At 68.8% G+C, this 25786-nt stretch carries 25 protein-coding genes, 1 tRNA gene and 1 other RNA gene; 11 read left to right on the forward strand and 16 right to left on the reverse strand.

The genetic code is table 11. The features are described from left to right. Nucleotides 1–6: 6 nt before the first annotated feature. A complete protein-coding gene (locus ABD648_RS03625) occupies nucleotides 7–663 on the reverse strand; it encodes a GntR family transcriptional regulator (RefSeq protein ID WP_282217340.1) in 657 nt (218 codons plus the stop codon). A gap of 74 nt (nucleotides 664–737) precedes the next feature. Here ABD648_RS03625 and ABD648_RS03630 point away from each other — a divergent pair, with 74 nt between their 5' ends. Next, nucleotides 738–3572 (forward strand): FAD-binding and (Fe-S)-binding domain-containing protein, encoded by a 2835-nt coding sequence (locus ABD648_RS03630; protein ID WP_282217341.1) that lies wholly within the window; start codon nucleotides 738–740, stop codon nucleotides 3570–3572. A 58-nt stretch (nucleotides 3573–3630) separates the two neighbouring features. Here the strand turns inward: ABD648_RS03630 and ilvC are convergent, their stop codons facing one another. From ilvC to ABD648_RS03665, 7 genes are all read right to left on the reverse strand, one after another. Further along, a complete protein-coding gene (gene ilvC / locus ABD648_RS03635; RefSeq protein ID WP_282217342.1) occupies nucleotides 3631–4743 on the reverse strand; it encodes a ketol-acid reductoisomerase in 1113 nt (370 codons plus the stop codon). Next, nucleotides 4706–5218 carry an acetolactate synthase small subunit gene (gene ilvN, locus ABD648_RS03640; RefSeq protein WP_282217343.1) on the reverse strand — a complete coding sequence of 171 codons (513 nt, stop codon included), beginning with the start codon at nucleotides 5216–5218 and terminating at the stop codon, nucleotides 4706–4708. The genes ilvC and ilvN overlap by 38 nt, the downstream gene beginning before the upstream one ends. Nucleotides 5219–5221: 3 nt before the next feature. Beyond that, nucleotides 5222–7024, reverse strand: coding sequence for an acetolactate synthase large subunit (locus ABD648_RS03645; protein WP_282217344.1), 1803 nt, complete (start codon nucleotides 7022–7024; stop codon nucleotides 5222–5224). 48 nt (nucleotides 7025–7072) lie between these two features. Beyond that, the gene (gene ilvD, locus ABD648_RS03650; protein ID WP_282217345.1) at nucleotides 7073–8791 is read right to left on the reverse strand and encodes a dihydroxy-acid dehydratase; all 1719 of its coding nucleotides are present in this window, start codon (nucleotides 8789–8791) and stop codon (nucleotides 7073–7075) included. A gap of 9 nt (nucleotides 8792–8800) precedes the next feature. Further along, nucleotides 8801–9682, reverse strand: coding sequence for a trehalose-phosphatase (gene otsB, locus ABD648_RS03655; RefSeq protein WP_425561695.1), 882 nt, complete (start codon nucleotides 9680–9682; stop codon nucleotides 8801–8803). After that, nucleotides 9672–11102 carry an alpha,alpha-trehalose-phosphate synthase (UDP-forming) gene (locus ABD648_RS03660; RefSeq protein WP_282217346.1) on the reverse strand — a complete coding sequence of 477 codons (1431 nt, stop codon included), beginning with the start codon at nucleotides 11100–11102 and terminating at the stop codon, nucleotides 9672–9674. The genes otsB and ABD648_RS03660 overlap by 11 nt, the downstream gene beginning before the upstream one ends. 71 nt (nucleotides 11103–11173) lie before the next feature. Beyond that, nucleotides 11174–12439, reverse strand: coding sequence for an MFS transporter (locus ABD648_RS03665; protein WP_282217347.1), 1266 nt, complete (start codon nucleotides 12437–12439; stop codon nucleotides 11174–11176). Nucleotides 12440–12654: 215 nt separating this feature from the next. Between ABD648_RS03665 and ABD648_RS03670 the strand changes: the two genes are divergently transcribed. Next, a complete protein-coding gene (locus ABD648_RS03670) occupies nucleotides 12655–13860 on the forward strand; it encodes an aminotransferase-like domain-containing protein (RefSeq protein WP_282217348.1) in 1206 nt (401 codons plus the stop codon). Nucleotides 13861–13869: 9 nt separating this feature from the next. Continuing rightward, nucleotides 13870–14169 carry a hypothetical protein gene (locus ABD648_RS03675; RefSeq protein ID WP_282217349.1) on the forward strand — a complete coding sequence of 100 codons (300 nt, stop codon included), beginning with the start codon at nucleotides 13870–13872 and terminating at the stop codon, nucleotides 14167–14169. A gap of 22 nt (nucleotides 14170–14191) precedes the next feature. Here the strand turns inward: ABD648_RS03675 and ABD648_RS03680 are convergent, their stop codons facing one another. The 3 genes from ABD648_RS03680 to ABD648_RS03690 are packed head-to-tail and all read right to left on the reverse strand — an operon-like array spanning nucleotide 14192 to nucleotide 16839. Next, nucleotides 14192–15391, reverse strand: coding sequence for an acetyl-CoA C-acetyltransferase (locus ABD648_RS03680; RefSeq protein ID WP_282217350.1), 1200 nt, complete (start codon nucleotides 15389–15391; stop codon nucleotides 14192–14194). Further along, nucleotides 15384–16052 (reverse strand): CoA transferase subunit B, encoded by a 669-nt coding sequence (locus tag ABD648_RS03685; protein WP_282217351.1) that lies wholly within the window; start codon nucleotides 16050–16052, stop codon nucleotides 15384–15386. Before ABD648_RS03685 ends, ABD648_RS03680 begins: the two co-directional genes overlap by 8 nt. A 1-nt stretch (nucleotide 16053) precedes the next feature. Further along, nucleotides 16054–16839 carry a CoA transferase subunit A gene (locus ABD648_RS03690; RefSeq protein WP_282217352.1) on the reverse strand — a complete coding sequence of 262 codons (786 nt, stop codon included), beginning with the start codon at nucleotides 16837–16839 and terminating at the stop codon, nucleotides 16054–16056. 106 nt (nucleotides 16840–16945) lie between these two features. On the opposite strand from ABD648_RS03690, the gene ABD648_RS03695 reads away from it, so the two are divergent. The 4 genes from ABD648_RS03695 to ABD648_RS03710 are packed head-to-tail and all read left to right on the forward strand — an operon-like array spanning nucleotide 16946 to nucleotide 19949. After that, entirely contained in the window at nucleotides 16946–17734 is a 789-nt protein-coding gene (locus ABD648_RS03695) for an IclR family transcriptional regulator (protein WP_282217353.1), read from the forward strand. Nucleotides 17735–17771: 37 nt separating this feature from the next. Continuing rightward, nucleotides 17772–18209 carry a MarR family winged helix-turn-helix transcriptional regulator gene (locus ABD648_RS03700; RefSeq protein WP_282217354.1) on the forward strand — a complete coding sequence of 146 codons (438 nt, stop codon included), beginning with the start codon at nucleotides 17772–17774 and terminating at the stop codon, nucleotides 18207–18209. Then, the gene (locus tag ABD648_RS03705) at nucleotides 18206–19435 is read left to right on the forward strand and encodes an MFS transporter (protein ID WP_282217355.1); all 1230 of its coding nucleotides are present in this window, start codon (nucleotides 18206–18208) and stop codon (nucleotides 19433–19435) included. The genes ABD648_RS03700 and ABD648_RS03705 overlap by 4 nt, the downstream gene beginning before the upstream one ends. 31 nt (nucleotides 19436–19466) lie before the next feature. Continuing rightward, nucleotides 19467–19949 (forward strand): YbaK/EbsC family protein, encoded by a 483-nt coding sequence (locus ABD648_RS03710; protein WP_282217356.1) that lies wholly within the window; start codon nucleotides 19467–19469, stop codon nucleotides 19947–19949. A gap of 1 nt (nucleotide 19950) precedes the next feature. Here the strand turns inward: ABD648_RS03710 and ABD648_RS03715 are convergent, their stop codons facing one another. From ABD648_RS03715 to ABD648_RS03725, 3 genes are all read right to left on the reverse strand, one after another. Continuing rightward, nucleotides 19951–20331 (reverse strand): protease inhibitor I42 family protein, encoded by a 381-nt coding sequence (locus ABD648_RS03715; RefSeq protein ID WP_282217357.1) that lies wholly within the window; start codon nucleotides 20329–20331, stop codon nucleotides 19951–19953. A gap of 74 nt (nucleotides 20332–20405) precedes the next feature. Further along, nucleotides 20406–20774 carry an A1S_2505 family phage non-structural protein gene (locus ABD648_RS03720; RefSeq protein WP_282217358.1) on the reverse strand — a complete coding sequence of 123 codons (369 nt, stop codon included), beginning with the start codon at nucleotides 20772–20774 and terminating at the stop codon, nucleotides 20406–20408. A gap of 73 nt (nucleotides 20775–20847) precedes the next feature. After that, nucleotides 20848–20920 (reverse strand) — tRNA-Lys (locus ABD648_RS03725). A gap of 155 nt (nucleotides 20921–21075) precedes the next feature. On the opposite strand from ABD648_RS03725, the gene hisN reads away from it, so the two are divergent. From hisN to ABD648_RS03740, 3 genes are read left to right on the forward strand one after another with little or no spacing between them, the layout of a single operon-like run. Then, entirely contained in the window at nucleotides 21076–21873 is a 798-nt protein-coding gene (gene hisN / locus ABD648_RS03730) for a histidinol-phosphatase (RefSeq protein WP_282217359.1), read from the forward strand. A gap of 19 nt (nucleotides 21874–21892) precedes the next feature. Continuing rightward, nucleotides 21893–22456, forward strand: a complete 564-nt coding sequence (locus ABD648_RS03735) for a hypothetical protein (protein ID WP_282217360.1) — start codon at nucleotides 21893–21895, stop codon at nucleotides 22454–22456. Between the two features lie 4 nt (nucleotides 22457–22460). Beyond that, complete coding sequence (locus ABD648_RS03740) at nucleotides 22461–22958, forward strand: GNAT family N-acetyltransferase (protein WP_282217361.1); 498 nt, start codon at nucleotides 22461–22463, stop codon at nucleotides 22956–22958. A 78-nt stretch (nucleotides 22959–23036) separates the two neighbouring features. Here ABD648_RS03740 and ssrA read toward each other — a convergent pair. Then, nucleotides 23037–23406: a transfer-messenger RNA gene (gene ssrA, locus ABD648_RS03745) on the reverse strand. Between the two features lie 141 nt (nucleotides 23407–23547). Between ssrA and ABD648_RS03750 the strand changes: the two genes are divergently transcribed. Next, a complete protein-coding gene (locus ABD648_RS03750; protein ID WP_282217362.1) occupies nucleotides 23548–24210 on the forward strand; it encodes an SIMPL domain-containing protein in 663 nt (220 codons plus the stop codon). A 6-nt stretch (nucleotides 24211–24216) separates the two neighbouring features. On the opposite strand, the gene hflX is transcribed toward ABD648_RS03750, so the two are convergent. After that, on the reverse strand, nucleotides 24217–25728 hold the full coding sequence (hflX, locus tag ABD648_RS03755; protein WP_282217363.1) for a GTPase HflX: 1512 nt from the start codon (nucleotides 25726–25728) through the stop codon (nucleotides 24217–24219). Between the last annotated feature and the right edge of the window lie 58 nt (nucleotides 25729–25786).

The following is a 25786-nucleotide window of genomic DNA, read 5'->3' on the forward strand; positions in this document are numbered from 1 at the left end:
GCGGCGTCAGTCGGCGTCGATCGCCTCGACCAGTCTCTCCTCGGCCGAGGAGAGATGCGCGGCGAGGAGATCGGCCGCACGATCGCCCTCGCCCGCGGCGACGGCTTCCAGCATCTCGGCGTGCTGCGCGGCGATCACCGCGGCGTCCAGCAGGCGCCGGCCCTGCACCTGGGCCATGCAGAGTCGTGCCTCGTCGAGGACGCTGCGATACATCCGCGCCGTCCGGTCGCTTCCGAGCGCGTCGATCAGCGCGGTGTGGAACCGCAGGTCGGGGTCGACGGTCGCGGCGTCGGGTCCGGGTGGCATCGCCAGAATCTCGGCGTTCGCCTCGAGAGCGGATGCCGGCACGGTGCGGGTGATCGCCAGCTCGCGGAGCGCGGCGCTCTCCAGTCGCGACCGCGTGCGGTAGACGTCGCGCACGGTCTCCGGATCGATCCCCACGACACGTGCCGAGCGGTGCGCCGTGCGGACCAGCAGACCGCTGGCGACCAGCTGCTCGATCGCCGCCTTCGCGCTGGGGCGGGCCACACCGAACGCCTCCGACACCGCGGCCTCGGTGAGCGGCGCACCGGAGCGGATCTCGCCGCTCAGGATGCGTCCACGGAGTCGGAGGGTGACGGCGTCGACCACGCCGACGATCCCCAGGGCAGCATCCGTCGTCATCCGAGCAGTCTATCCAGATCACCCGAAGTCAGTACACTTGTCAGACAATCCTTCGAGCGGAGCAGAGGAGCACCGTGCCGACCACACTCGCAGAACCGCTGGACCCTGCCCTGCTCGGGTCGTCGACCGAGGTCCACTCCCGATCGATCGACCGCTTCGCCCGGGCGCACGATGCCTCTCACTACCTCCTGATCCCCGACGCCGTCCTCTCCCCCGCGGATGCCGAAGGCGTCGCGCGCGCGTTCGGCGCCGTGCGCGCCGCGGGACGGTCGATGACCTTCCGTTCCGGCGGCACCAGCCTCTCCGGACAGGGCGTGAGCGGCGACATCCTCGTGGACACCCGCAGCCACTTCCGCGAAATCCTCGTCGAGAACGACGGCGCGACCGTCCGGGTCGGCCCCGGTGCCACCGTCCGGCAGGTCAACACGCGCCTCGCGCGGTATCGCCGCAAGCTCGGCCCCGACCCCGCCAGCGAGATCGCGTGCACCATCGGCGGCGTCGTCGCCAACAACTCCAGCGGCATGGCGTGCGGCATCACCGAGAACTCGTACCAGACCATCGAGTCGATGCGGATCGTCCTCCCCAGCGGCACGATCCTCGACACCGGAGATCCGGAGGCCGAGGCCCTGCTCCGCGCCGCCGAGCCTGCGCTCGTCGACGGACTGCTGGCGCTGCGCGACCGGCTCCTCGCCTCTCCCGAGCACGTCGCGTTCCTCCGGCAGCAGTTCTCCATGAAGAACACCATGGGATACGGACTCAACGCCCTCCTCGACTTCGATGACCCGGTGCGGATCCTCGAGCACCTCATCATCGGCTCGGAGGGCACCCTCGCCTTCGTCGCCGAGGCCAGTTTCCGGACGATCGAGGTGCGACCCGCCGTCGCCACCGGACTGCTCGTGTTCGAGACGCTCTCGGCCGCGATGACGGCGCTGCCCGACCTCGCGGATCTCGGGCTCGCCACCATCGAGCTGCTGGATGCGGCATCGCTCCGCGTCGCGCAGGACCTGAGCGACGTGCCGGCGACGATCGCGGAGATCGAGGTGCAGGGTCACGCCGCACTGCTCGTCGAGGTCCACTCCGACAGCGTGGACACACTCGTGCAGGCGAGCGCCACGGCTCAGGCGCACTTCGAATCGCTCCCGTTGGCCATCGCACCGCGCCTGACCACGGATGCCGCGGAGCGAGCGGCGCTCTGGCACGTCAGGAAGGGGCTCTACACCGCCGTCGCCGGCGCGCGCCCCTCCGGCACGACCGCGCTCCTGGAAGACATCGTCGTACCCGTCCCGCGCCTCCTCGCCACCTGCGAGCGGCTCATCGAGCTCTTCGCGGAGCACGGCTACGAAGGGTCCGTGATCTTCGGGCACGCGAAGGACGGGAACGTGCACTTCCTTCTCAACGAGCGCTTCGACGATCCCGAGAGCGTCGCCCGCTATCGCCGCTTCACCGATGACCTCGTCACCCTGGTGCTCTCGCAGCAGGGTTCCCTCAAGGCCGAGCACGGGACCGGCCGCATCATGGCCCCGTTCGTGCGGCGCCAGTACGGCGACGAGCTGACCGACATGATGTGGGAGATCAAGCGGCTGTTCGACCCCGACCTGATCCTCAACCCCGGCGTGGTGCTCTCCGATGACCCGGACTCGTACCTGGACGATCTCAAGCGGGTGCCGACCGTCGAGAGCGAGGTCGACCGCTGCGTCGAGTGCGGCTACTGCGAGCCGACGTGCCCGAGCGTGAGCATCACGCTCACGCCGCGGCAGCGCATCGTGATCCGCCGCGACATGGCCTGGGCCGAGGAGCAGGGCGACACCGCGCTGCTGCGGGACCTGCAGGCCGACTACGACTACGACGGCGTGCAGACCTGCGCGGTCGACGGCATGTGCGGCGTCGCCTGCCCCGTCGACATCAACACGGGCGATCTGGTCCGTCGGCTCCGCGCCGAGGAGTCGTCGAAGATCGAGGACACGTTCTGGGACGCGGCCGCCAAGGGCTGGGGCGCCGTCACACGCGTCGGCGGCACCGCCCTGACATTCGCCTCCGCGATGCCCGCTCCCCTCGTGAAGGGCGTGACCCAGGTGGGGCGCGCCCTCCTCGGTGCCGACACCGTGCCCCTCTACGACGGCGGGCTGCCCCGTGGCGGCACGAAGGCCCCGGCAGCGCAGAACCCCGCCGACGCCCGAGCGGTCTTCTTCGGCGCGTGCATCGGCACGATGTTCGGGGCGGAGGGCCACGGCGAGGGCTCCCGCGATGCGGTCCGCGCTCTGCTCGACCGAGCCGGCATCGCCGTCGTCATCCCCGAGGACACCGGCGGCATGTGCTGCGGCACCCCCTGGAAGTCGAAGGGGCACCTCGCGGGCTACGACCGGATGACGGAGCGCGTGCTCTCGTCGCTGTGGGAGGCCAGCCGGCAGGGCGTGCTGCCGGTCGTGTGCGACGCGGCCTCCTGCACCGAGGGCCTGCACACGATGCTCGCGAAGTCCGTCGCTGAGTATCCGGAGTACGCAGAGCTCGTGATCGAGGATGCCACGACCTACATCGCCAGGGAGGTGCTCCCCAACCTCACCGTGGCCGCCAAGCTCGACAGCGTGGCAGTGCATCCGACCTGCTCGACGACCGCCCTGGGCGCGACCGGCGCACTCACCGAGATCGCCGCGGCCGTCGCCACCGAGGTGTTCGTTCCCGAGGGATGGGGATGCTGCGCCTTCGCCGGAGACCGCGGCATGCTGCATCCTGAGCTCACGGCCAGCGCCACAGCCGTCGAGTCGGCCGAGATCCGCGCGGCGGATGCCGACCGCGGCGGATTCGATGCCTTCGTCTCTGCGAACCGCACCTGCGAGATCGGCATGACCCGCGCGACCGGACAGCCGTACCGCCACGTCGTCGAGGTGCTCGAAGAGCTCACCCGCGGCTGAGACGAAAGAACGGGCACCCCCGCGAAGGGGTGCCCGTTCTCTCTTGGATCAGATCAGATCAGCGCGCAGCGCTGCCGTCGACGTAGTCCTCGTCGGTCTGCTTCCACGCGAAGAGCGACCGCAGCTCCTTGCCGGTCACCTCGATCGGGTGCTGCTCCTCCTTGGCGCGCAGCGCCAGGAACTCCTCGGCGCCGTTGTCCTGGTCGTCGATGAAGCGCTTCGCGAAAGCACCGGACTGGATGTCGGCGAGGACGCCCTGCATGCTCTCCTTGACGCGGGCGTCGATGACGCGCGGGCCGGAGACGTAATCGCCGAACTCGGCCGTGTCGGAGATCGACCAGCGCTGCTTGGCGATGCCGCCCTCCCACATGAGGTCGACGATGAGCTTCAGCTCGTGCAGCACCTCGAAGTAGGCGATCTGCGGCTGGTAGCCCGCCTCGGTGAGGGTCTCGAAGCCAGCCTGGACGAGGTGGCTGACGCCACCGCAGAGCACAGCCTGCTCGCCGAAGAGGTCGGTCTCGGTCTCCTCGGTGAAGGTCGTCTTGATGACGCCGGCGCGGGTGCCGCCGATGGCCTTCGCGTACGAGAGCGCCGTATCCCAGGCGTGTCCCGACGCGTCGCGCTCGACGGCGATGATGTCCGGGATGCCGCGGCCGGCGACGAACTCGCGACGGACCGTGTGCCCCGGCGCCTTCGGGGCGACGAGGATCACGTCGACGCCCTCGGGAGCGTCGATGTAGCCGAAGCGGATGTTGAAGCCGTGCGCGAACGCGAGGGTCTTGCCCGCGGTCAGGTTCGGCGCGATGGACTCGCTGTAGATGGTGCGCTGGTGCTGGTCCGGCGCGAGGATCATGATGAGGTCGGCCCACTCGGTCGCCTCGGCGACGGTCTTGACCGGGAAGCCGGCCTCCTCGGCCTTCGCGGCGGACTTGGAGCCCTCCTTGAGCGCGATGGCGACCTCGACACCCGAGTCGCGCAGGTTCTGCGCGTGGGCGTGACCCTGCGATCCGTAACCGACGATCGCGACCTTCTTGCCCTGGATCAGGGACAGGTCGGCGTCGGCGTCGTAGAAGATCTCGGTGCTCACGGTGTGTTTCTCCTTGTTCGTGGTTCTTGTAAGTGTGTGAAGTTCGTCAGCCGCGCAGGACGCGCTCGGTGATGCTCTTGCCACCGCGGCCGATCGCGAGGAGACCCGACTGGGCGATCTCCTTGATGCCGAAGGGCTCGAACGCCTTGAGCAACGCCTCGACCTTGCCCTTGTCACCCGTGACCTCGACGACCAGCGCATCCGGCGCGTAGTCGACGACCGATGCACGGAACAGGTTCACGACCTCGATCACGTTCGAGCGGGTGGTGTTGTCGGTACGCACCTTGACGAGCATGTGCTCACGCTGCACCGACGAGGAGGCATCGAGCTCGACGATCTTGATGACGTTGATCAGCTTGTTCAGCTGCTTCGTCACCTGCTCGAGGGGAAGCTGCTCCTCCACGTCGACGACGACAGTGATCCGGGAGATGCCCGGAACCTCGGTCACGCCGACGGCGAGGGACTCGATGTTGAAGCTGCGACGGGCGAACAGCCCGGCGACACGGGTGAGAAGACCGGGGCGGTCCTCCACCAGCAGGCTCAGCACATGGGTCGACATGGATCAGTCCTCCTCGTCGAACGTGGGCGCGTGGTCGCGCGCGTACTGGACATAGCTGTTGCTGACTCCCTGCGGAACCATCGGCCACACCATGGCGTCGGCGCTCACCACGAAGTCGATCACGACCGGTCGGTCGTTGGTCTCGAGGGCGAGCTTGATGGCGGCGTCGACGTCTTCCGCCTTCTCCACCCGGATCGCCAGGCATCCGTAGGCCTCGCCGAGCTTGACGAAGTCGGGGATGCGCACGGTGCCGTGCCCCGTGTTGAGGTCGGTGTTGGAGTGACGGCCGTCGTAGAACAGCGTCTGCCACTGGCGCACCATGCCCAGCGAGGAGTTGTTGATGATCGCGACCTTGATCGGGATGTTGTTGATCGTGCAGGTGGCGAGTTCCTGGTTGGTCATCTGGAAGCAGCCGTCGCCGTCGATCGCCCACACGTGGCGGTCAGGCTCGGCGACCTTCGCCCCCATCGCGGCGGGAACGGAGTAGCCCATCGTGCCGGCTCCGCCCGAGTTCAGCCACGCGTTGGGGCGCTCGTACTTGATGAACTGCGCCGCCCACATCTGGTGCTGACCGACGCCGGCGACGTAGACGCCCTCCGGTCCGGTGAGCTCGCCGATGCGCTGGATCACGTACTGCGGAGCGAGCAGACCGTCGTCCGGGGGCGTGTAGCCGAGGGGGAACTCCCCCCGCAGGCCGTCGAGGTACGACCACCACTCCGAGATGTCGGGCTGCGTGCTGCCGACGACACCGCGGAACGCGGCATCCAGGTCGATCAGCACGTCGCGCACGTCGCCCACGATCGGCACGTCGGCGTTGCGGATCTTGGAGATCTCCGCCGGATCGATGTCGACGTGCACGACCTTCGCATGAGGTGCGAAGTCCGCGGCCTTCCCGGTGACACGGTCATCGAATCGTGCGCCGAGGGCGACGATGAGATCGGACTCCTGGAGCGCGAGCACGGCCGGAACCGTACCGTGCATACCCGGCATGCCGAGATGCTGCTGGTGGGAGTCGGGGAACACCCCTCGTGCCATCAGCGTCGTCACCACCGGCGCGTTGGTCGACTCGGCGAGTGCCAGCAGCTCGGCTGCCGCGCGACCGCGCACCACACCGCCGCCGACGTACAGCACCGGCTTCTTGGCTTCGGCGAGCAGGGCGGCAGCGGCCTGGATCTGCTTGCCGTGGGCCTTGGTCACCGGACGGTAGCCCGGCAGATCGACCTTAGGCGGCCAGATGAACGGCGCCGACTTCTGCTGCGCGTCCTTCGTGATGTCGACGAGCACCGGCCCGGGACGTCCCGTGGAGGCGATCTCGAAGGCGGCAGCGAGGGCACCGGGGATCTCGGAAGGCTCCTTCACCAGGAACGAGTGCTTCGTGATCGGCATGGTGATGCCGACGATGTCGGCCTCCTGGAACGCGTCCGTGCCCATCAGGTGGCTGAACACCTGGCCGGTGATCGCGACGATCGGCACGGAGTCCATGTAGGCGTCCGCGATCGCGGTCACGAGGTTGGTCGCTCCGGGGCCCGAGGTCGCGATCGCGACACCGGTGCGTCCGCTCGCCGAGGCATAGCCCTCAGCGGCGTGACCCGCGCCCTGTTCGTGGCGCACGAGGATGTGCCGGACGGTGTCGTCGTCGAGCAGAGGGTCGTAGACGGGCATGATCGTGCCGCCGGGGATGCCGAAGACGTCGGTCACCCCGAGAAGCCCGAGAGAGCGGACGACGGCCTCAGCGCCCGTGAGCTCGGGAGAAGCGGCCTTCTGGGACGGTGGCCGTGGAACGGCCGGGGCGGAGTCAGCAGTCATGTCTTTCCTTGATGATCTGAGATTTCGTCAGCGAGGGGCCGACGTGGATCACCCGGTCGTCGCGCCTTCTGCAGCGGAACGCACGAGTCGTGAGTACTTGGCAAGAACACCACGGGTGTAACGCGGGGGAAGCGGCTCCCAGCCAGAGCGGCGGGAGGCGAGCTCAGCGTCGTCGACGAGTAGGTCGAGAGAGCGAGCTGCGATATCGACCCGTATCAGATCACCATCGCGCACGAAGGCGATAGGACCTGCGTCCACCGCTTCGGGTGCTATGTGGCCGATGCACAGGCCGGTTGTGCCGCCTGAGAATCGTCCGTCAGTTAAGAGTAGTACATCTTTTCCGAGCCCAGCGCCCTTGATGGCCGCGGTGATGGCCAGCATCTCGCGCATGCCCGGTCCGCCCTTGGGACCTTCGTAGCGGATCACGATCACGGTGCCCGGTTCGATCTCGCCCTCGGCGACGGCGTCCATCGCGGCGCGCTCGCGCTCGAACACTCGCGCCGGGCCCTCGAAGACGGCGGCGTCGAACCCGGCGGTCTTGACGACCGCGCCCTCCGGCGCCAGCGAGCCGTGCAGGATCGTGAGGCCGCCCGTGGCATGGATCGGGTTGTCGAAGGTGTGGATGACGGTGCCGTCGATCGGCTGCGGGTCGAGCTCGGCCAGGTTCTCGGCGAGCGTCTTGCCGGTGACCGTGAGCGCGTCGCCGTGCAGCAGCCCCTCGTCGAGCATGGCCTTCATGATCACCGGGATGCCGCCGTGGCGGTCGACGTCGTTCATGACGTACTTGCCGAAGGGCTTCATGTCCGCGACGTGCGGAACCTTGTCGCCGATGCGGTTGAAGTCGTGGAGGTTCAGGTCGACCTCCGCCTCGCGGGCGATCGCGAGGAGGTGCAGGACCACGTTGGTCGAGCCGCCGAGAGCCATCGCGAGCGCGATCGCGTTCTCGAACGCCTCCTTCGTCAGGATGTCGCGGGTGGTGATGCCCTGGCGGAGCAGGTTGACCACGGCCTCTCCGGAGCGGTGCGCGTAGTAGTCGCGACGACGGTCCGCCGCGGGCGGCGCAGCGGAGCCGGGGAGGCTGAGCCCGAGCGCCTCGGCGACGGATGCCATCGTGTTGGCCGTGTACATGCCGCCGCAGGCGCCTTCACCCGGTGCGATCGCGCACTCGATGCGCTTCAGGTCCTCTTCGCTCATGAGGCCGGCCCGGCACGCGCCGACCGCCTCGAACGAGTCGATGATCGTGACGTCCTTCTCGGTGCCGTCCGACAGCTTCACCCAGCCGGGAGCGATCGACCCCGCGTACAGGAAGACGCTGGACAGATCGAGGCGGGCGCTGGCCATGAGCATGCCGGGGATCGACTTGTCGCAGCCGGCGAGCAGGACGGAGCCGTCGAGGCGCTCGGCCATCATGACGGTCTCCACCGAGTCGGCGATGACCTCGCGCGACACGAGCGAGAAGTGCATGCCCTCATGCCCCATCGAGATTCCGTCCGAGACGGAGATCGTGCCGAACTGCAGCGGATAGCCCCCGCCGGAGTGCACGCCCTCCTTCGCGCCCTGCGCGAGCCGGTCGAGGCTCAGGTTGCAGGGCGTGATCTCGTTCCAGCTGGAGGCGATGCCGATCTGCGGCTTCTCCCAGTCCGCGTCGCCCATGCCGACCGCGCGGAGCATGCCGCGGGAGGTCGTCGCCTCGATGCCGTCGGTGACGACGCGGCTGCGGGGCTTGATGTCGATGGACGCGCTGGGAGAAGGATCGTGCGTGGACATGACCGAAGTCTATTCCCGGAGCGAGGAGCGCTCGTCCGCGAGTGCCTCCAGAAGCTCGCCGATCTGTTGTGGGTTCTCCACACGCAGGATCGCGGCGCTGTCCCCCGGCCCCACGCGCACGCCGAGATCGCCCGGCTGCAGCACCCGCATGGCGTCCTCGTCGGTCACGTCGTCGCCGGCGAACAGGATGCCGGTGGCGTCGAAGCGCTCTCGCAGGGCCGCGACCGCGGCATCCTTCCCCTCGGTGCGCGAAGAGAACTCCAGCACGCGGTGCCCCGCACGACGGCGCCAGTGCGGGAACCGCTCGGCGACGAGCGCATCGATCTCCGCGAACACGCGCTCCTCGGTGTCGCGGTCGGCGCGTCGGGTGTGCACGCCCATCCCGAAGGTCTTGGGCTCGAACTCGGCTCCCTCGTAGCGCTCGATGATGGGGCGGGCCGCGGCCCACAGCTCTTCGCGCGCACCGTCCTCGGTCGCCTCCCCCGTCGCCGCGGCTTCACCCTCGCCCGGGAACCAGTACTGGGCGCCGTGCGATCCGGCGAGCGCGATGACCGAGTCGTCGTCGTGCTCGGTGATCACCCGGAGGTCGTGCATGCTGCGTCCGGAGACGTAGGCGACCACGGTGTCGGGCAGCGCGGCGAGTCTGGCCACCTGCGTCGCGACGTCCGGGAGCGCCCGTGCCGCCATGGGGTCGGGCACGAGGGGGGACGCGGTGCCGTCGAAGTCGAGGGCGACGACCAGGCGGGGCGTCGCGGCGAGGGCCGACAGGTCGGCGTCGGGGGCTCCGGGGGTCCAGGCGCGGGTCACGTGTTCTCCAGTCGTGGTCGTGGTCGTGGTCGTGGTCGTGGTCGTGGTCGTGGTCGTGGTCGTGGTCGTGGTGTCAGCGTGCATCGCGCGCCGCGCTGAGGGCCGACAGGAAGGAGTCGGACCAGGCGTTCACGTCGTGTTCGAGCACTCGGCGGCGCATCGACCGCATCCGCTTCCCCTGCTCTCTCGGCGGCATCTCGACAGCACGCATGATCGCCTCCTTGAGGCCTTCGATGTCGTGCGGGTTCACCTGGATCGCACTGCCGAGCTCGTCGGCGGCGCCGGCGAACTCGCTCAGCACCAGTACGCCCCGATTGTCGATCCGGGTGGCGACGTACTCCTTGGCCACGAGGTTCATGCCGTCGCGCAGTGCCGTCACGAGCATCACGTCGGCCGCGAGGTACAGGGCGACCATCTCCTCACGGGGGAATCCCTGGTGCAGATAGCGGATGGCCGTGTGACCCATGGTGTCGGTGTCGCCGTTGATGCGGCTGACGGCGAGTTCGATCTCGTCGCGGAGGTTCGCGTACGCGTCGACGCGCTCGCGACTGGGGCTCGCCACCTGCACGAGGGTCACGTCCTCGACCGAGAGGGCCCTGGATGCCAGCAGCTCTCCGTAGGCCTTGACCCGGTGCCCGATGCCCTTGGTGTAGTCGAGACGGTCCACTCCGAGGAGGATGCGCTTGGGGTTGCCGAGGCTCTCCCGGATCTCGACGGCACGTGCCTGGATGTCGGGTCGCGCGGCGAGCTCGAGGTACGGCACCGTGTCGATCGAGATCGGGAAGGCCTTCACCAGCGCTCGGTGGGACTCTCCCCTGTCATCGATCTCTCCGTTGCCCGACGGCACCGTGACGGTCGAGGCCTTGATGTCGTACTTCAACCGACGCCGGATGGCGTTGAGGAAGTTGGTGGCGTCGGTCGCACGCTGGAAGCCGATCACATCGGCTCCGAGGAGACCGCGCAGCACCTGTCCGCGCCACGGCAGCTGGGCGTACAGGCCGTGCGTCGGGAACGGGATGTGGTGGAAGTAGCCGATCGTCACGTCGGGGCGCAGTGCGCGCACCATCTGCGGCACGAGCTGCAGCTGGTAGTCGTGCACCCAGACGGTGCCGCCCTGCGCCACAGCCGCCGCGGCGGCATCCGCGAACCGGCGGTTGACCGACACGTACGCGTCCCACCACTCGCGGTGGTACTGGGGAGGCGCGATGACGTCGTGATACAGCGGCCAGATGGTGTCGTTGGAGAAGCCTTCGTAGTACTCCGCGATCTCCTGCTCGCTCAACGGGATCGGGATCAGTCGCAGACCCCCGGAGGTGAAGGGCTTGAGCTCGAGATCAGGCTGTCCGGCCCATCCGACCCAGGCGCCGTTCACTCCCTGCATCACGGGCTCGAGCGCGGCGACCAGTCCACCGGGCGACGTGCGCCACACCTCTTCGCCGTCGGGACCCGGAACACGGTCGACGGGCAGCCGATTGGCGACCACGACGAAATCTGCGGCGGCCATGATGACTCCTCACGCCAGGGGTTGGGTTCTCCCCAGGCTACCGAGGTTGCCGCGCGCGTTTCGCCAGGTCGTCAGGCGGCGACGCGCGCAGCGCGCGGTGTCGTGCGGCTGAGGAACCAGTTGACGAGTCCCGCGGCGAACACGACGCCGGCCGCGATCACCGGGATCAGCAGGGCCGGAGCCGTGCCGATGCTCTCGGCGATCTCTCCGGTGGTCGCAGCCCCCAGCGACTGTCCGACGACGACACCCGAGCCGAGCATCGTCATGACCGTCGCGGAGCGCCCGAGCGGGCTGCGGGCGGCGCCGAAGCTGTACTGGGTGACCAGCGTCGGTCCGATGCCGATGCCCATGATGCCGAGCGCGACCATCATCGTCACGGGAGAGTCCACGAAGAGGAGCAGCAGGCTCCCGACGAGCAGGATGCCGGAGAACACCAGCCACCGTGCGCGCAGGGTGAAGGCCGGCGGAAGCCAGGCCACCCCCAGCGCGAGGATCGCCGAGCCGACGCCCATCACGCCGTAGAGGAGTCCGGCCTGCTCGGGAGCACCCCGGTCGGCCATGAACGAGGTGAGAGCGGTGAGCATCGCGCCGAAGAAGATCCCCACTCCGAGGATCCCGAGCACCACGATGAGCAGCTGCGGGCGGAACAGCTCGGAGACGGCGGACGGCGCCTTGCCGTCGGCACCGCGCTCCTGCGAGACATGACGGCCGCTCGGATGCAGCGCGAACGCGCCGACGAACAGGACGGTCAGTGCCGCGGCTCCCACCAGCGGTGCCCACGGCGCGAGAGCCGAGGCGAGGACGCCGACGAGGAAGGGTCCGAACACGAAGACGGTCTCATCCGCCGCCGACTCGTAGGCCATCGTTCCGGAGAGGGTGCGCGACTGCCGAGCATCGGGCATCCGCTCACGGATGATCGTGACGAGCCGCGAGCGCGAGAGCGGCGCGACCTGCGGTGCGGTCGCACCGATGCCTGCCGCAGCCAGCAGCACGAAGCCGTCTGCCGCTGCGCCGTAGACCACCACGGTGAAGACCACGAGCATCGCGCCGTTCGCCAGCGCGAGGGCGAGGAGCACGCCGCGCTGGCCCCACCGGTCGGCCGCCGCACCCAGGAGCGGACCGAAGCAGGCGGTCCCGATGCCGACGGCGGCCGAGGTGAGTCCGCCGAGCGAGAGCGAACCTCGCGCCGAGACGACGACCGTCAGGACGCCGACGACCATCATCGCGAACGGCAGTCGGGCGATGAAGGCGATGAGGAAGTACGGGAGGCCGGCCAGGCGGAAGAGGCTGGGTCCGTCGGAACGAATCGTCTGGGTGTGCGGTGATGCGTGTGTCATGGCTCTCGCGCGTCGATGACGCGATGTCGGGTGCCGCCGCTGTCCGCGGGAATGCCCGCGGCCGGTAGTTACACGGTCTGTGCGGCCGCGGACGAGCCGCGACACCCCCATGGTATCGGGTCGGACTGGGCGGGGGCAGGGAGCTCGCGCCCTGCGCCGCGGCGCTAGTGTGGTCGTCACTCCCACACCCGTGCCTCTCGTTTCAGGAGGAACCGTTGTCCTCTGCCCCGCAGACCTCCACTCCCACCCGGGCGCTCCCCGACCGCTCGCAGCGCGCGGGATCGGCGAAGACCTCGCCCGTCCGCGACCTGCTCGCGTTGACCGAGCGACCCGAGGTCATCTCGTTCGCCGGCGGGCTGCCCGCTCCGGAGCTGTTCGATCTCGACGGCATCCGCGCCTCCTTCGATGCGGTGCTCGGGTCTCCCGGTGTCCTGCAGTACTCGACGTCCGAGGGCAGTCCCGCGCTCCGCGAGGAGGTCGCCCGGCGCTACACCGCGGACGGCCTGGAGACCGCGGCATCCGAGCTGATCATCACGACCGGGTCGCAGCAGGGTCTCGGACTGCTGGCGACCGCGCTGATCGATCCCGGCGACACGATCCTCGTCGAGGAGCCGTGCTACCTCGCCGCACTGCAGACGTTCGCGCTGGCCGGCGCCCGCGTGGTCGGAATCCCCTACGACGACGACGGTCTCGACCTCGACGCGCTGGACCGGATGGCAGCGGAGCACGCGCCGAAGTTCTTCTACACGGTCCCGACGTTCCAGAACCCCACGGGCCGCACGCACGGTCTGGGGTCTCGGCGACGCATCGCCGAGATCGCACGGCAGCGCGGATTCCGCATCATCGAGGACGAGCCGTACCGCCAGCTGCGCTACTCGGGTGACCCGCTCCCGTCCCTGGCCGCTTTCGCGCCCGATCACGTCCTGAGTCTCGGCAGCTTCTCCAAGGTGATCGCCCCGGGACTGCGCATCGGCTGGATCCGCACGACGCCGGACGTGCGCCCCACGGTCACGATCGCGAAGCAGGCGGCGGACCTGCACACGTCCACGATCGACCAGGCGGCTGCCGCGCACTATCTCGTCTCCGGACGCGGAGAGCCGGCGCTCGACCGCATCCGCTCGGCCTACGCGGAGCGGCGCGACACCATGCTCGACGTGCTGCCGAGCGTGCTCCCCGCGGGAAGCACCTGGAACCGTCCGGACGGCGGCATGTTCGTGTGGGTGCGGCTGCCGGAGGGAATGGATGCCGCGGCGTCGCTCGGCGCAGCGTTGGCGCAGGACGTCGCCTATGTTCCCGGCGCGTCGTTCTTCTCCGGGCCTCCCGACGAGCGCACGCTCCGTCTGTCCTTCACCACCTACCCTCCTGCCAGCATCAGGGAGGGGTTGTCAAGGCTCGGGACGGCCTGGGGCGCAGGCGGGTAGCGTAGGGGCATGCGCTACCTCTTCAGCACCGGACTCGTCGCCGCGATCTCCGCGGGAATCTCGCTGCTGCGCGGCACCCGCCAAGAGCCCATCACCTGGCGTGCCGCCCTGTCGTGGCTGAGCTGGGGCATCACCATGGCCCTCGCCGTCGGTGCGGTCGTGGACATGAATCGCGAGCGCCGCGGCGTGCTCGTCGACGCCGATTCGCCGCAGTCCGTGAAGAAGTCGAAGAAGGCGCAGCGCCTGCAGTTCCGCTCGCAGAAGGCTCTCGCGGATGCCCAGGGCCACGCCAAGGACCGTCGCGACTGAGACGGCCCTCGGCGGGCTCCTGTCAGCGGGTGAGGATGAGTGCTTCGCCCTGACCGCCGCCGCCGCACAGCCCCACGGCTGCCGTGCCACCGCCGCGCCGCGCGAGCTCATGGGCGACGTGCACCACGAGCCTGTTGCCTGACGCACCGATCGGGTGTCCGATCGCGATCCCGCCGCCGTGGATGTTCACGATCTCGCTGTCCAGCCCGAGTTCCACCTGCGAGCGGGCGACCACAGCACCGAAGGCCTCGTTGATCTCGACCAGGTCGAGGTCGGCGGGCGTGATGCCCTGCTTCGCACAGGCCTTCTCGATCGCACGCGCCGGCTGGGCCTGGAGGGAGTTGTCCGGTCCCGCCGTCTGACCGCTCGCGCCGACGGTCACGAGGACCGGCCAGCCCTTGGCCTCGGCGACCCCGCGAGATGTCACGATGACCGCGGATGCGCCGTCGGAGATCTGCGACGAGTTCCCGGCGGTGATGGAGCCGCCTTCGGCGAAGGCCGCGCGCAGCCCCCCGAGCGTCTCCACCGTGGTCTCCGGGCGCACGCCTTCGTCCTTCGTCACCAGAACCGGCTCACCTCGACGCTGCGGCACCGAGACGGTCACCAGCTCGGCGTCGAAAGCACCGGCCTCCTGCGCCGCCGCCGCACGCTGATGCGACAGGGCCGCGACAGCATCCTGCGCCTCGCGCGTGAGCTCGTACCGTGCGTTGTGCCGCTCCGTCGATGCGCCCATGCTCTCCCGGTCGTACGCATCGGTCAGCCCGTCGTACGCCATGTGGTCGAGCACCTCGACGCTCCCGTAGGTCCAGCCGTCGCGGGATCCCATCAGCAGGTGCGGCGCGCGCGTCATCGACTCCATCCCCGCCGCCACGACGACCTCGGCGTCTCCGGTGCGGATCATCCGGGCCGCGTCGATAATCGAGGTCAGGCCGGAGAGGCAGACCTTGTTCACCGAGTGCGCCGGCACATCCCAGCCGATCCCGGCACCGATCGCGGCCTGGCGGGCGGCGTTCTGGCCCGAACCCGCCGCGAGCACCTGGCCGACGATGACCGCGTCGATGTCGCCCGGGTCGACGGCGCCCTGCTCCAGCGCGCCTCGGATGGCGAGGGCGCCGAGCTCAGGCGCCGAGAAGGCGGCCAGCTGTCCCTTGAGGCGTCCCTGCGGTGTGCGGGCGGCGGCGACGATGACGATGTCGTTCGCGGCAGTGCTCTTCTCAACCATTTTCCGTGGTCCTTCCGTCGGTGAGGGCGTCCGAGAGGACGAGGGGTGGTTCGGTGGCCGCGACGACCTCGTCGACCGTGACTCCTGGCGCGAGTTCGACGAGCACGAGGCCCTCGTCGGTGACGTCGATGACCGCCAGATCGGTGATGATGCGATCGACGACCCCACGACCGGTGAGGGGGAGGGAGCAGTCGTTCACGATCTTCGCGGATCCGTCCCGAGCGACGTGCTCCATCAGCACGATGACCCGACCGGCACCGTGCACGAGGTCCATGGCGCCTCCCGGTCCCTTCACCATCTTGCCCGGGATCATCCAGTTGGCGAGGTCGCCGGATGCCGAGACCTGCATGGCGCCGAGGATCGCGGCGTCGATCTTGCCACCGCGGATCATGCCGAAGCTCGCCGCCGAATCGAAGAACGCGGATCCCGGGAGGACCGTGACGGTCTCCTTGCCGGCGTTGATGAGATCCGGATCCACCGCCTCCTCGCGCGGATACGGACCTACGCCGAGGATGCCGTTCTCCGATTGCAGCACGACCGTGACGTCGGCCGGGACGTGATTCGGCACGAGGGTGGGCAGGCCGATGCCGAGGTTGACGTAGGCGCCGTCCTCGAGCTCGGCGGCGGCGCGTGCGGCCATCTGGTCTCGGGTGAGTGCCATGTCAGGCTCCTTCCGTGGCGACGGGCTCAGACACCGTGCGTCGCTCGATGCGCTTGGGGATGTCGGTGCCGACCTCGATGATCCGGTGGACGAAGACGCCGGGGAGGTGGATGCTGTCGGGGTCGAGCTCTCCCGGTTCCACGAGGCGCTCGACCTGCGCGATGCAGACGCGACCGGCCATGGCGGCGAGCGGGTTGAAGTTGCGCGCCGCCTTGTTGAAGACGAGGTTGCCGTGCCGGTCGCCTGCAGCGGCGTGCACGAGTGCGAAGTCGGTCGTGATCGCCTCTTCGAGGACGAACTCCTTCGGCACGCCGTCGACGTCGAACGTCCGGACGTCCTTCACCGGCGAGGCGACGGCGATCGATCCGTCCGGGTTGTAGCGCCGGGGCAGTCCCCCCTCGGCGACCTGCGTGCCGACCCCCGTCTGGGTGAAGAACGCGGCGATGCCGGAACCGCCGGCGCGGAGCTTCTCGGCGAGCGTTCCCTGCGGCGTGAGCTCGAGTTCGAGCTCGCCGGAGAGGAACTGCCGCTCGAACTCCTTGTTCTCGCCGACGTACGACGAGGTCATCTTGCGGATGCGCTGCGCGGCGAGGAGCACGCCGAGGCCCCAGTCGTCCACGCCGCAGTTGTTGCTCACGACGCTGAGGTCCTTCGTCCCCTGCGCGAGCAGCGCTTCGATCAGGGCGATCGGGTTGCCGGAGAGACCGAACCCTCCGACCGCGAGAGATGAACCGTCCGTGATGTCGGCGACGGCCGAAGCCGCCGATTCCCACTGCTTGTCGATCACGCCTGCTCCTTTGAAATACGTGCGTGCCTCCAGCATCCGCCTCTCTTCACGGCGAGCGGAACGAAGTTCTTGCGATGTGGGCGATCGTGCGCGTAGCGTCCACATTATGGAATCCCCGTCCCGCAGCGTTCCCGGAGCACAGGCCATCGCCCGCGCCGCCCGACTGCTGCGTCTCGTCACGGCGTCCGGCGCCGACGGTGCGGCACTGCACGACCTCGCTCGAGCCGCTGACCTCTCGCGTTCGACGACGCATCGACTGCTCAGCGCTCTGAAGGCCGAGGGGCTCGTCGATCGAGACGGCGAGAGCACACGATGGATGCCGGGGCCCGAGCTCTTCCTCATGGGCTCGGTGGCGGCAGCGAGGTACGACGTCACCGGACTGGCCCGTGACATCGTGCGCTCTCTCGCGGTCAAGACCGAGGACAGTGCCTTCTTCTCCGTGCGACGCGCCGACGAGACCGTCTGCCTCCTGCGCGAAGAGGGTTCGTTCCCCATCCGGTCATTCGTGCTGAGTGAGGGCGTGCGTTTCCCCCTGGGTGTCGCCAGCGCCGGCCTCGCCATCCTCGCCTTCCTGCCTGACCACGATGTGGATGCCTATCTCGAGCGCCACCCGGAGCTCGAGAGCAGCTGGGGCCGCGCCCACGGCGACGCCCCGCTGCGCACCCGGCTCGCCGAGACGAAGGAACGCGGCTACGCCGTGAACCCCGGACTGATCGTGGAGGGCAGCTGGGGCATGGGCGCCGCCGTGTTCGATCGCGCAGGCCGCCCGGAATGGGCGCTGAGCCTGACCGGCGTGGAGTTCCGCTTCGGACACGATCGGATCGCCGAACTCGGCCGCACGCTGCTCTCCCACGCGCACCAGCTCTCGGCGCGCATCGCGAGCGCTCGACGCTGAAAGCTCTATTCATACCAACGGGTATATACTCGATGGTATGAATCGTTCCGAAGTGATCCCTTCGCTCGTGCTCTCCGGCTACGCGCTCGGACGCATCGCCGCGCAGGATGCCGGCAACGACGCACCTGCCGCCCAGTGGCGGGTGCTCAGCCTCCTCGAGCAGGCCGGCGCGCAGCGCGTGGGCGCCCTGGCGACTTCCGCACGGACCACTCAGCCCGGCATGACCCGCCTGCTGGGCGGACTGGAGCGCGACCGACTCGTGCTCCGCTCCCCCGACCCCGACGACTCCCGGGCCATCGTCGTCGACATCACCGCGCAGGGCTCCGAGACCCTCGCTGCGTGGCGCACCGAGTTCCGCGAGACACTCGCGCCGCGCTTCGCCGCACTGAGCGATGACGACTGGTCCACCCTCACCCGCGCCGCCGAGATCCTCGCCGCGCACACCGCCCCCGATTCGACAGGAGAAGCACGTTGAACACCCCCGCCACCACCTCGGTGTGGAAGCAGCCCGCGCAGGTCTGGGCGGTCGCCTTCGCCTGCGTCGTCGCCTTCATGGGCATCGGGCTGGTCGATCCGATCCTCCCGGCGATCGCCGAGTCCCTCGAGGCCTCACCGGTCGAGACCGAACTGCTGTTCACGAGCTACCTCCTGGTGACGGGTCTCGCGATGCTCGTGACGAGCTGGATCTCCAGCCGGATCGGCGCCAAGGCCACCCTGCTGATCGGGCTGGCCCTGATCGTCGCCTTCGCGCTGCTGTGCGCCCTGAGCGGCAGCGTGGACGCCGTGATCGGCTTCCGCGCGGGTTGGGGCCTCGGGAACGCGCTCTTCATCTCCACGGCCCTCGCCACGATCGTGGGTGCAGCCTCCGGTGGTAGCAGTGCGGCGATCATCCTCTACGAGGCGGCCCTCGGTCTCGGCATCGCGATCGGTCCGCTCCTCGGCGGCATCCTCGGCGAGCAGAGCTGGCGCGGACCGTTCTTCGGCGTGGTCGTGCTCATGGCCATCGCGTTCCTCGCCGTGCTGGTGCTGCTCCGCGGCCCGGGTGAGAAGCGCCAGCCGGTGCCGTTCTCGGCACCGTTCACCGCGCTGCGTCGTCCCGCGCTCGCGATCCTCGCTGTCGCTGCCCTGTTCTACAACATCGGTTTCTTCGTGCTCCTGGCCTTCTCCCCGTTCCCCTTGGGCTTCGGAGCCCTCGGCATCGGGTTTACGTTCTTCGGCTGGGGGGTCGCGCTCGCTGTCACCAGCGTCTGGGTCGCCCCCGTCCTGATGCGCCGCATGCCGCGGACCCGCATCATCCTCATCGTCCTGCCACTGCTCGCACTCGACCTCGTCGTCGCGGGGCTCGTCGTCGGGAGCGCCGGAGCCCTGGTCGCCTGCATCGTCATCGGCGGTCTGCTCCTGGGAGTGATGAACACCGTCCTCACCGAGGCAGTGATGGAGGCCACCGACCTGCCGCGTTCCGTGGCATCGTCGGCGTACTCCGCGGTCCGGTTCCTGGGCGGAGCGATGGCACCGCCCATCGCCGCTCTGCTGTGGCACGCATTCAACGCGACGGTGCCGTACGTCTTCGCCGCCGCGTCCGTGCTGCTCGCCGCCCTCACGGTGTTCCTCGGTCGCCGCGTGCTCGCGCACATCGATGACGAGCCGTCGGATGCCGCGGCGGAAGACGCCGAGGCGATCCTGATCGGCGACGCCGCCTGAGGCGCGCGGCGGGCTTCGCTACGGTGGAGCGATGAGCGATGTCTCCTCTCTCCCCGAACGCAGCCTCATCGTGCACCGTCACCTGACGGATGCCGGCGTGGACACCGAGATCCGCGTCCTCCCGGACTCTGCCCGCACCGCGTCTGAAGCCGCGTCCGCGATCGGCTGCGAGGTAGCCGCCATCGCCAACAGCCTCGTCTTCCTCGCCGACGGCGAGCCGGTGCTGGTGATGACCAGCGGAGGCCACCGCGCCGATCTCGACGTGCTCGCCGGGAGCATCGGCGCGGCGGAGGTCGTGATGGCACCGGCCCCTGTCGTCCGCTCGGCGACAGGGCAGGCGATCGGCGGCGTGGCGCCGGTGGGCCACCCCGCGCCTCTGCGCACTTTCGTCGACGAGGCTCTGCAGCAGTTCGACCTGATCTGGGCGGCAGCGGGCCACCCCCACACCGTGATGCCGCTGACCTTCGACGAACTCCGTCGGATCACCGACGGTCAGGTCATCGCTGTGGCGTGAGTCACTTCACCGTGACTTCGATCTTCGCCGACTTCTGATCCTCCGGGTCCTCCGGGATCTCTCCGCGGAAGCGGTACTCGAACTCGATCACTGTCGTACCCTCCCCCGCCGGCGCGAACCGGTACGTCACTTCGCTCGGCGCACCGGTCATGCCCTCCTCCCCGCGATAGACAGAGCGCTCCTCTCCGGGGCCCAGCACCGCGGCATCGGGCTCCTGCGTGATCTCCCAGTCCTCGCCGACAGAGGAGTTCACCTCGCCGAAGTCGATGACCAGCGCCTCACCCGGGGCGAGAGTGACAGAGTCCGCCGTGTGGTCGATGACCTTCTCGGCCGCGCCGGCGCAGGACACGAGTCCCGCTGCCACGGCGATCGAACCGACCATGATCACTGCAGAACGAATGACTCCGCGCATCGCACTCCCCCTCCGAGATGAGGATCACGGTATCGCATGTCACGTCAGAGGAGCGGAGCGAACGCTGCGGGGACCGTCACGTTCGGCGGAACTCCGACGAAGAGGGGCGCGACCTGTTCCGGCGTGTAGCCGGCGATGCCGCAGCCGACCGGTGTCAGCAGGAATCGGAGTTCCGGGTGCGCCAGCGCATAGGCGATGAAGTCGCGCGCTTCCCGCGCGAGCACGTCCAGCCCGCTCATCGTGTCGATCGCGTAGGTCTGACCGTGGTGGCCGTGCCCCTCGCCCCACACCGCTCCGAACCGGTCGTGGGCGATGCGCGCCGCGCCACCGCCGTGCTGTCCTCCTGCGTTCGATCCGAAGACGAAGACCTCGTCCGACCGCAGGTCGGAGATGCGCTCGGGGGTGGTCTCCATAGCCGAACCCTACGCCGCAGCCGGGAAAGCAGAAAAGCCCCGAAGACTGGCGAGAGTCTTCGAGGCTGATCCGTGCACCCCCTCGGACTTGAACCGAGAACCCACTGATTAAGAGTCAGTTGCTCTGCCGATTGAGCTAGAGGTGCGTGGTCTGGGATGACCCCGACCGAGGAATTACATTACCAGCCGATCGGCCCCATGCGAAATCGAGGCCGGCCCGGGCGTGGCCGACCTCGGGCGGGCCCCGAAACCTGGCGGAACGTCTCTCTGGCCGCCTCACACGAACGACTATTCTGGGACCGTGACCGCCTCCCCCAGCGCTGACTCCCTCACTCGAGATCTCGAACTCGCCCTCCGCCTCGCGGACGCCGCCGACGCCCAGTCGCTCCCGCGTTTCGACTCCGCCGACCTCGAGATCTCGACGAAGGCCGACAACTCGCACGTGACCGACGCCGACCTCGCGACCGAGCGCGCGATCCGCAGCATCCTCGAAGCCGAGCGCCCCGACGACGGCATCTTCGGCGAGGAGTACGGCGCGCAGGGCAGCATACAGCGCCAGTGGATCATCGACCCGATCGACGGGACGGCGAACTTCCTCCGTGGAGTCCCGCTGTGGGGCACGATGATCGCGCTCGCGGTCGACGGAGTCCCCCAGGTCGGGGTCGTCAGCATGCCGGCGTTCGGGCGACGCTGGTGGGCGTCCGCGGGCGGCGGCGCATGGACGTCGACCACCGATGGTCCCCGACGGCTCCAGGCATCCTCGGTGGCATCGCTCGATGACGCCAGCGTCAGCTTCCAGAGCATCGCGCAGTGGTCGGACGCAGGTCAACTCGATGCGCTGCTCACCCTGGCGGATCGCGTCTGGCGCGACCGTGCGTACGGAGACGTCTACGCCTACATGCTTCTGGCCGAGGGACGCATCGACATGGTCGCGGAGTTCGACGTCAAGGAGTACGACATCGCGGCCGCGGTCCCGATCGTCCGCGAAGCGGGTGGCCGCATGACATCGTTCGACGGCGAGGAGACGCTCTCCGCCCGCTCGGTGCTCGCCACCAACGGCATCCTTCACGAGGCCTTCCTGACGCTCCTGCACGACTGATCGGACTGCGAGGCCCGCCATGTACCGCCGCATCATCTCCGCCGCTGCCGGTGGGCTTCTGGCCCTCGGTGCGCTGGCGGCGTGCGCGGCACCGTCCGAGTCGCCTGCGGCCCCTTCGTCGACCTCCGCGGCTCCCGATGCGAGCGGCGATTCAGCGGACATCCCCGATCCGACGGATCCCGCCGCGGAGCTCTCCTGCGAGACGATGATCTCGGCCGGCACCGTGGAGGCCCTCACAGCGGCCGGTTGGACAGCGCAGCCGAAGGAGTTCGTGATCGGCGACCTCGCACTCACCTCCGGGATGGTGTGCTTCTGGGCCGACTACTCGGTCGGCTCCGATCACGGACAGCTCTACGGCTGGTCGCCGATCACCGCAGACCAGGCGGCTCAGGCTCAGGAATCACTGATCTCCGATGGCTGGAGACGCGAGGACGGCCCGCAGGGCGTGTACTTCACCGAGAACCCGGAGTACTCGATGGGCACGGACGAAGACGGGTACGGCATGACCTACCTGTTCGGCGACGGCTGGGTCACGCTGTCCGACACCAAGCAGGGCCTCCTCCTCGTCACGTGGACGGACTGACGACATGGAACCCCTCACGCTGCGCCCCTGGCGGGACGACGACCTCCCGCTCCTGCATCGCGCCAACACCCCCGAGATGACCTCGCATCTCAACGGACCGGAGACGGACGACCAGGTGGCAGACCGCCACGCTCGCTACCTGCGATACGCGGAGACCGGCGAAGCCCACATGTTCGCGATCCTCGTCGGTGACACGGCGGTCGGTTCGATCGGCTACTGGAAGGTGCGCTGGTACGACGAGGATGCCTGGGAGACCGGCTGGTTCGTCGTTCCGGAGGCGCAGGGCCAGGGCGTCGCCGCACGCGCCCTCGCACTCCTGATCGATGACGCGCGTCGTCAGCCCGAAGCTCGTCGACACCTAGTCGCCTTCCCTTCGGTCGACAACCCGGCGTCGAATGCCGTCTGCCGTCGTGCGGGCTTCCGCCTGAGGGCCTCGACCACCGAGACGTTCCGCGACGCGACGCTCACGGTCAACGAATGGGCTCTCGACCTCTCCGAATGAGGGTGACGACCAATCAGGACGCGAAAAGGCCCGCCTCCTGTTTCCAGGGCGACGGGCCTTTTCTCCGCGACAACGGCTTGGTGGAGCTGGGGGGAATCGAACCCCCGTCCAACGCTGCTAATCCACGCCTTCTCCGGGCGCAGTCTGTGAAGACGTTCTGCTCGGCTCCGACCTTTGTCACAGACACCTAAGTCGACGAGCCCAGCCTGGGAAGAGTCCCGCGTGACGTCCAGACGCCGTCACACAGCAAGATTCCTAAATGACGCCAGGGTCCGTGTCGGAATCACACACGGTCTGACGGACTATCGGGCTCGCTTATGCAGCGAGGGCGAAGTCGTTGCGCTTGGTTTCGGCAACTATTTTTTTGCAGAGAGCGTTTACGAGATAACTCTGCATCCTCGGCCCGCTTCTCGTGGATACACAGGCGCTGTCGAAACCGATCAGCCCCGTGGTCCTTCTCTCGAAGGAGCCGCTGTCGCACTGTGGAATTGTCACCCCGGGTGAGGAACACCCGAGCATCTCAGAGTACAACGTCCGCGGGTGCTTCGCCATTCCGGAGACATTCGACCGGCTGGCGTAGAGTCGCCCCATGAGCGAAGTCACGGTCACCGTCCGCGGCGAGCACGAGGCGCGCGTCGCGCCGGAGCGCGCCACCATCCGCGTCAGCGTGCGAGCCGAAGGGCCCGAGCGCACCACCGTCGTCGAGCAGGTCGTGCGTCTCGCCGAGCCCGTGCGCGGGAGCATCACGGAACGAGCGGATGCCGGCAGCGTCGTCGACTGGACGAGCAAGCGGCTGTCCGTGCGCGCGGAGCGCCCGTGGAACAACGAGGGCAAGCGTCTCGCACCGGTGTACTACGCCAGCATCGACTTCACCGCGACCTTCGTCGAGGCGTCCGAGCTCTCCATCTGGGTGTCGGACATCTCGCCGTGGGACGGCGTCGAGGTCGGCTGGGTGAACTGGCACCTCACACCCGAGACCACCGCGCGGATCGAGCGCGAGGTCGCAGCGCAGGCCGTCGGCGTCGCGGTCACCCGCGCCGAGACCTACGCTCACGCGCTCGGACTCGAGGGCGTCACTCCCCTCGAGATCGCCGACGTCGGTCTGATCTCGAGCGGTCAGCCCGCTGCACTCGCGCCGATGATGAAGGTGCGCGGAGCGGCGTTCGCCGCGGACTCGGCTCCCGCGATGGAGTACGAGCCGGAGGACATCGTGATCTCCGCCACGGTCGAGGCGCGCTTCCTCGCCCGGTGACGGAGGTCAGCCTCGACGCGTGAAGGGCTCCAGCTCCGCAGCGAGACGCTCGGAGACGCGCGCGTGCACGGCTGTCCCGTCTTCCTGGTGATCGACCGACAGCAGCATCCCCGTCTCGTGGATCGCCGCGATCAGGTCTCCGCGGTCGTACGGGACGACCGCGTGAACCTCGACGGCCGGCTTCGGCAGCGCTTCCTCGATGGCGGCGCGGAGCTCGGCGATGCCCTCGCCGGAGCGTGACGAGACGAAGTGCGCGTGCGGCTGCAGGCCGCGGAGCACCAGACGCTCGTCCTCGCCGATGAGGTCGGCCTTGTTGAAGACCACGATCTCCGGCAGATCACGCACGCCGACATCGCCCATCACGTCGCGCACGGTCTGCAGCTGGCCGGCGGGATCGGGGTGCGATCCGTCGACGACGTGCAGCACGACGTCGGCCTGACCGACTTCTTCCAGCGTCGATCGGAACGCTTCGACCAGCTGGTGCGGAAGGTTGCGGACGAAGCCCACGGTGTCGGTGATCGTGTAGACGCGCCCGTCCTCGGTCTCCGAGCGACGCACCGTGGCGTCGAGAGTCGCGAACAGCGCGTTCTCGACCAGGACCCCGGCGCTCGTGAGCGCGTTGAGGAGGCTGGACTTCCCGGCGTTGGTGTAACCGGCGATGGCCACGGAGGGGATCGTGTTGCGCTTGCGCTCGGCACGCTTGGCCTCGCGGGCCGGGCCGAAGTCGCGGATCTGCTTGCGCAGCAGCGCCATCTTGGTGCGGATGCGGCGACGGTCGAGCTCGATCTTCGTTTCACCGGGACCACGGGAACCCATACCGGCACCGCCGGCGCCGACCTGGCCGCCGGCCTGACGGCTCATCGAGTCACCCCAGCCACGCAGGCGCGGAAGCAGGTACTCGAGCTGCGCGAGCTCGACCTGCGCCTTGCCCTCCCGGCTCTTGGCATGCTGACTGAAGATGTCGAGGATCACGGTCGTACGGTCGATGACCTTCACCTTGACGACGTCTTCCAGCGCACGGCGCTGGCTGGGTGCAAGTTCGGTGTCGGCGATCACCGTGTCTGCGCCGACCGCCGCGACGATGTCCTTGAGCTCCTGCGCCTTGCCTCGTCCGAGGTACGTGGCGGCATCCGGATGCGGCCGACGCTGGAGCACACCGTCCAGCACGACGGCGCCGGCGGTCTCGGCGAGAGCAGCGAGCTCCCGCAGCGAGTTCTCGGCATCTTCCTGCGCACCCTGCGGATAGACGCCCACGAGCACGACGTTCTCCAGGCGCAGCTGCCGGTACTCGACCTCGGTGACGTCCTCGAGCTCGGTCGAGAGCCCGCCGACGCGGCGCAGCGCGTGGCGATCCTCGAGATCCCACTGATTGCCGTCGGTCGTGGAGTGGGCAGCGGTGGAATCGTCCTGCAGCGCTTGCGCGGCGCCGAAGATGCGCACCTCGGAGCGCTTCTCTGCGTTCGCGAGCACGCGGTCGAGCGCCTCGTCATCGGTGGAGTGGGTCGTGGTCTCCGTCATCCGTTCCTGATCTCTGCTTTCGTCGCGAGCCTTAACCTTAGCCCGGGTGGTCCGGTAC

It is taken from the genome of Microbacterium luteolum, from assembly GCF_039533965.1.
Lineage (GTDB): Bacteria > Actinomycetota > Actinomycetes > Actinomycetales > Microbacteriaceae > Microbacterium > Microbacterium luteolum.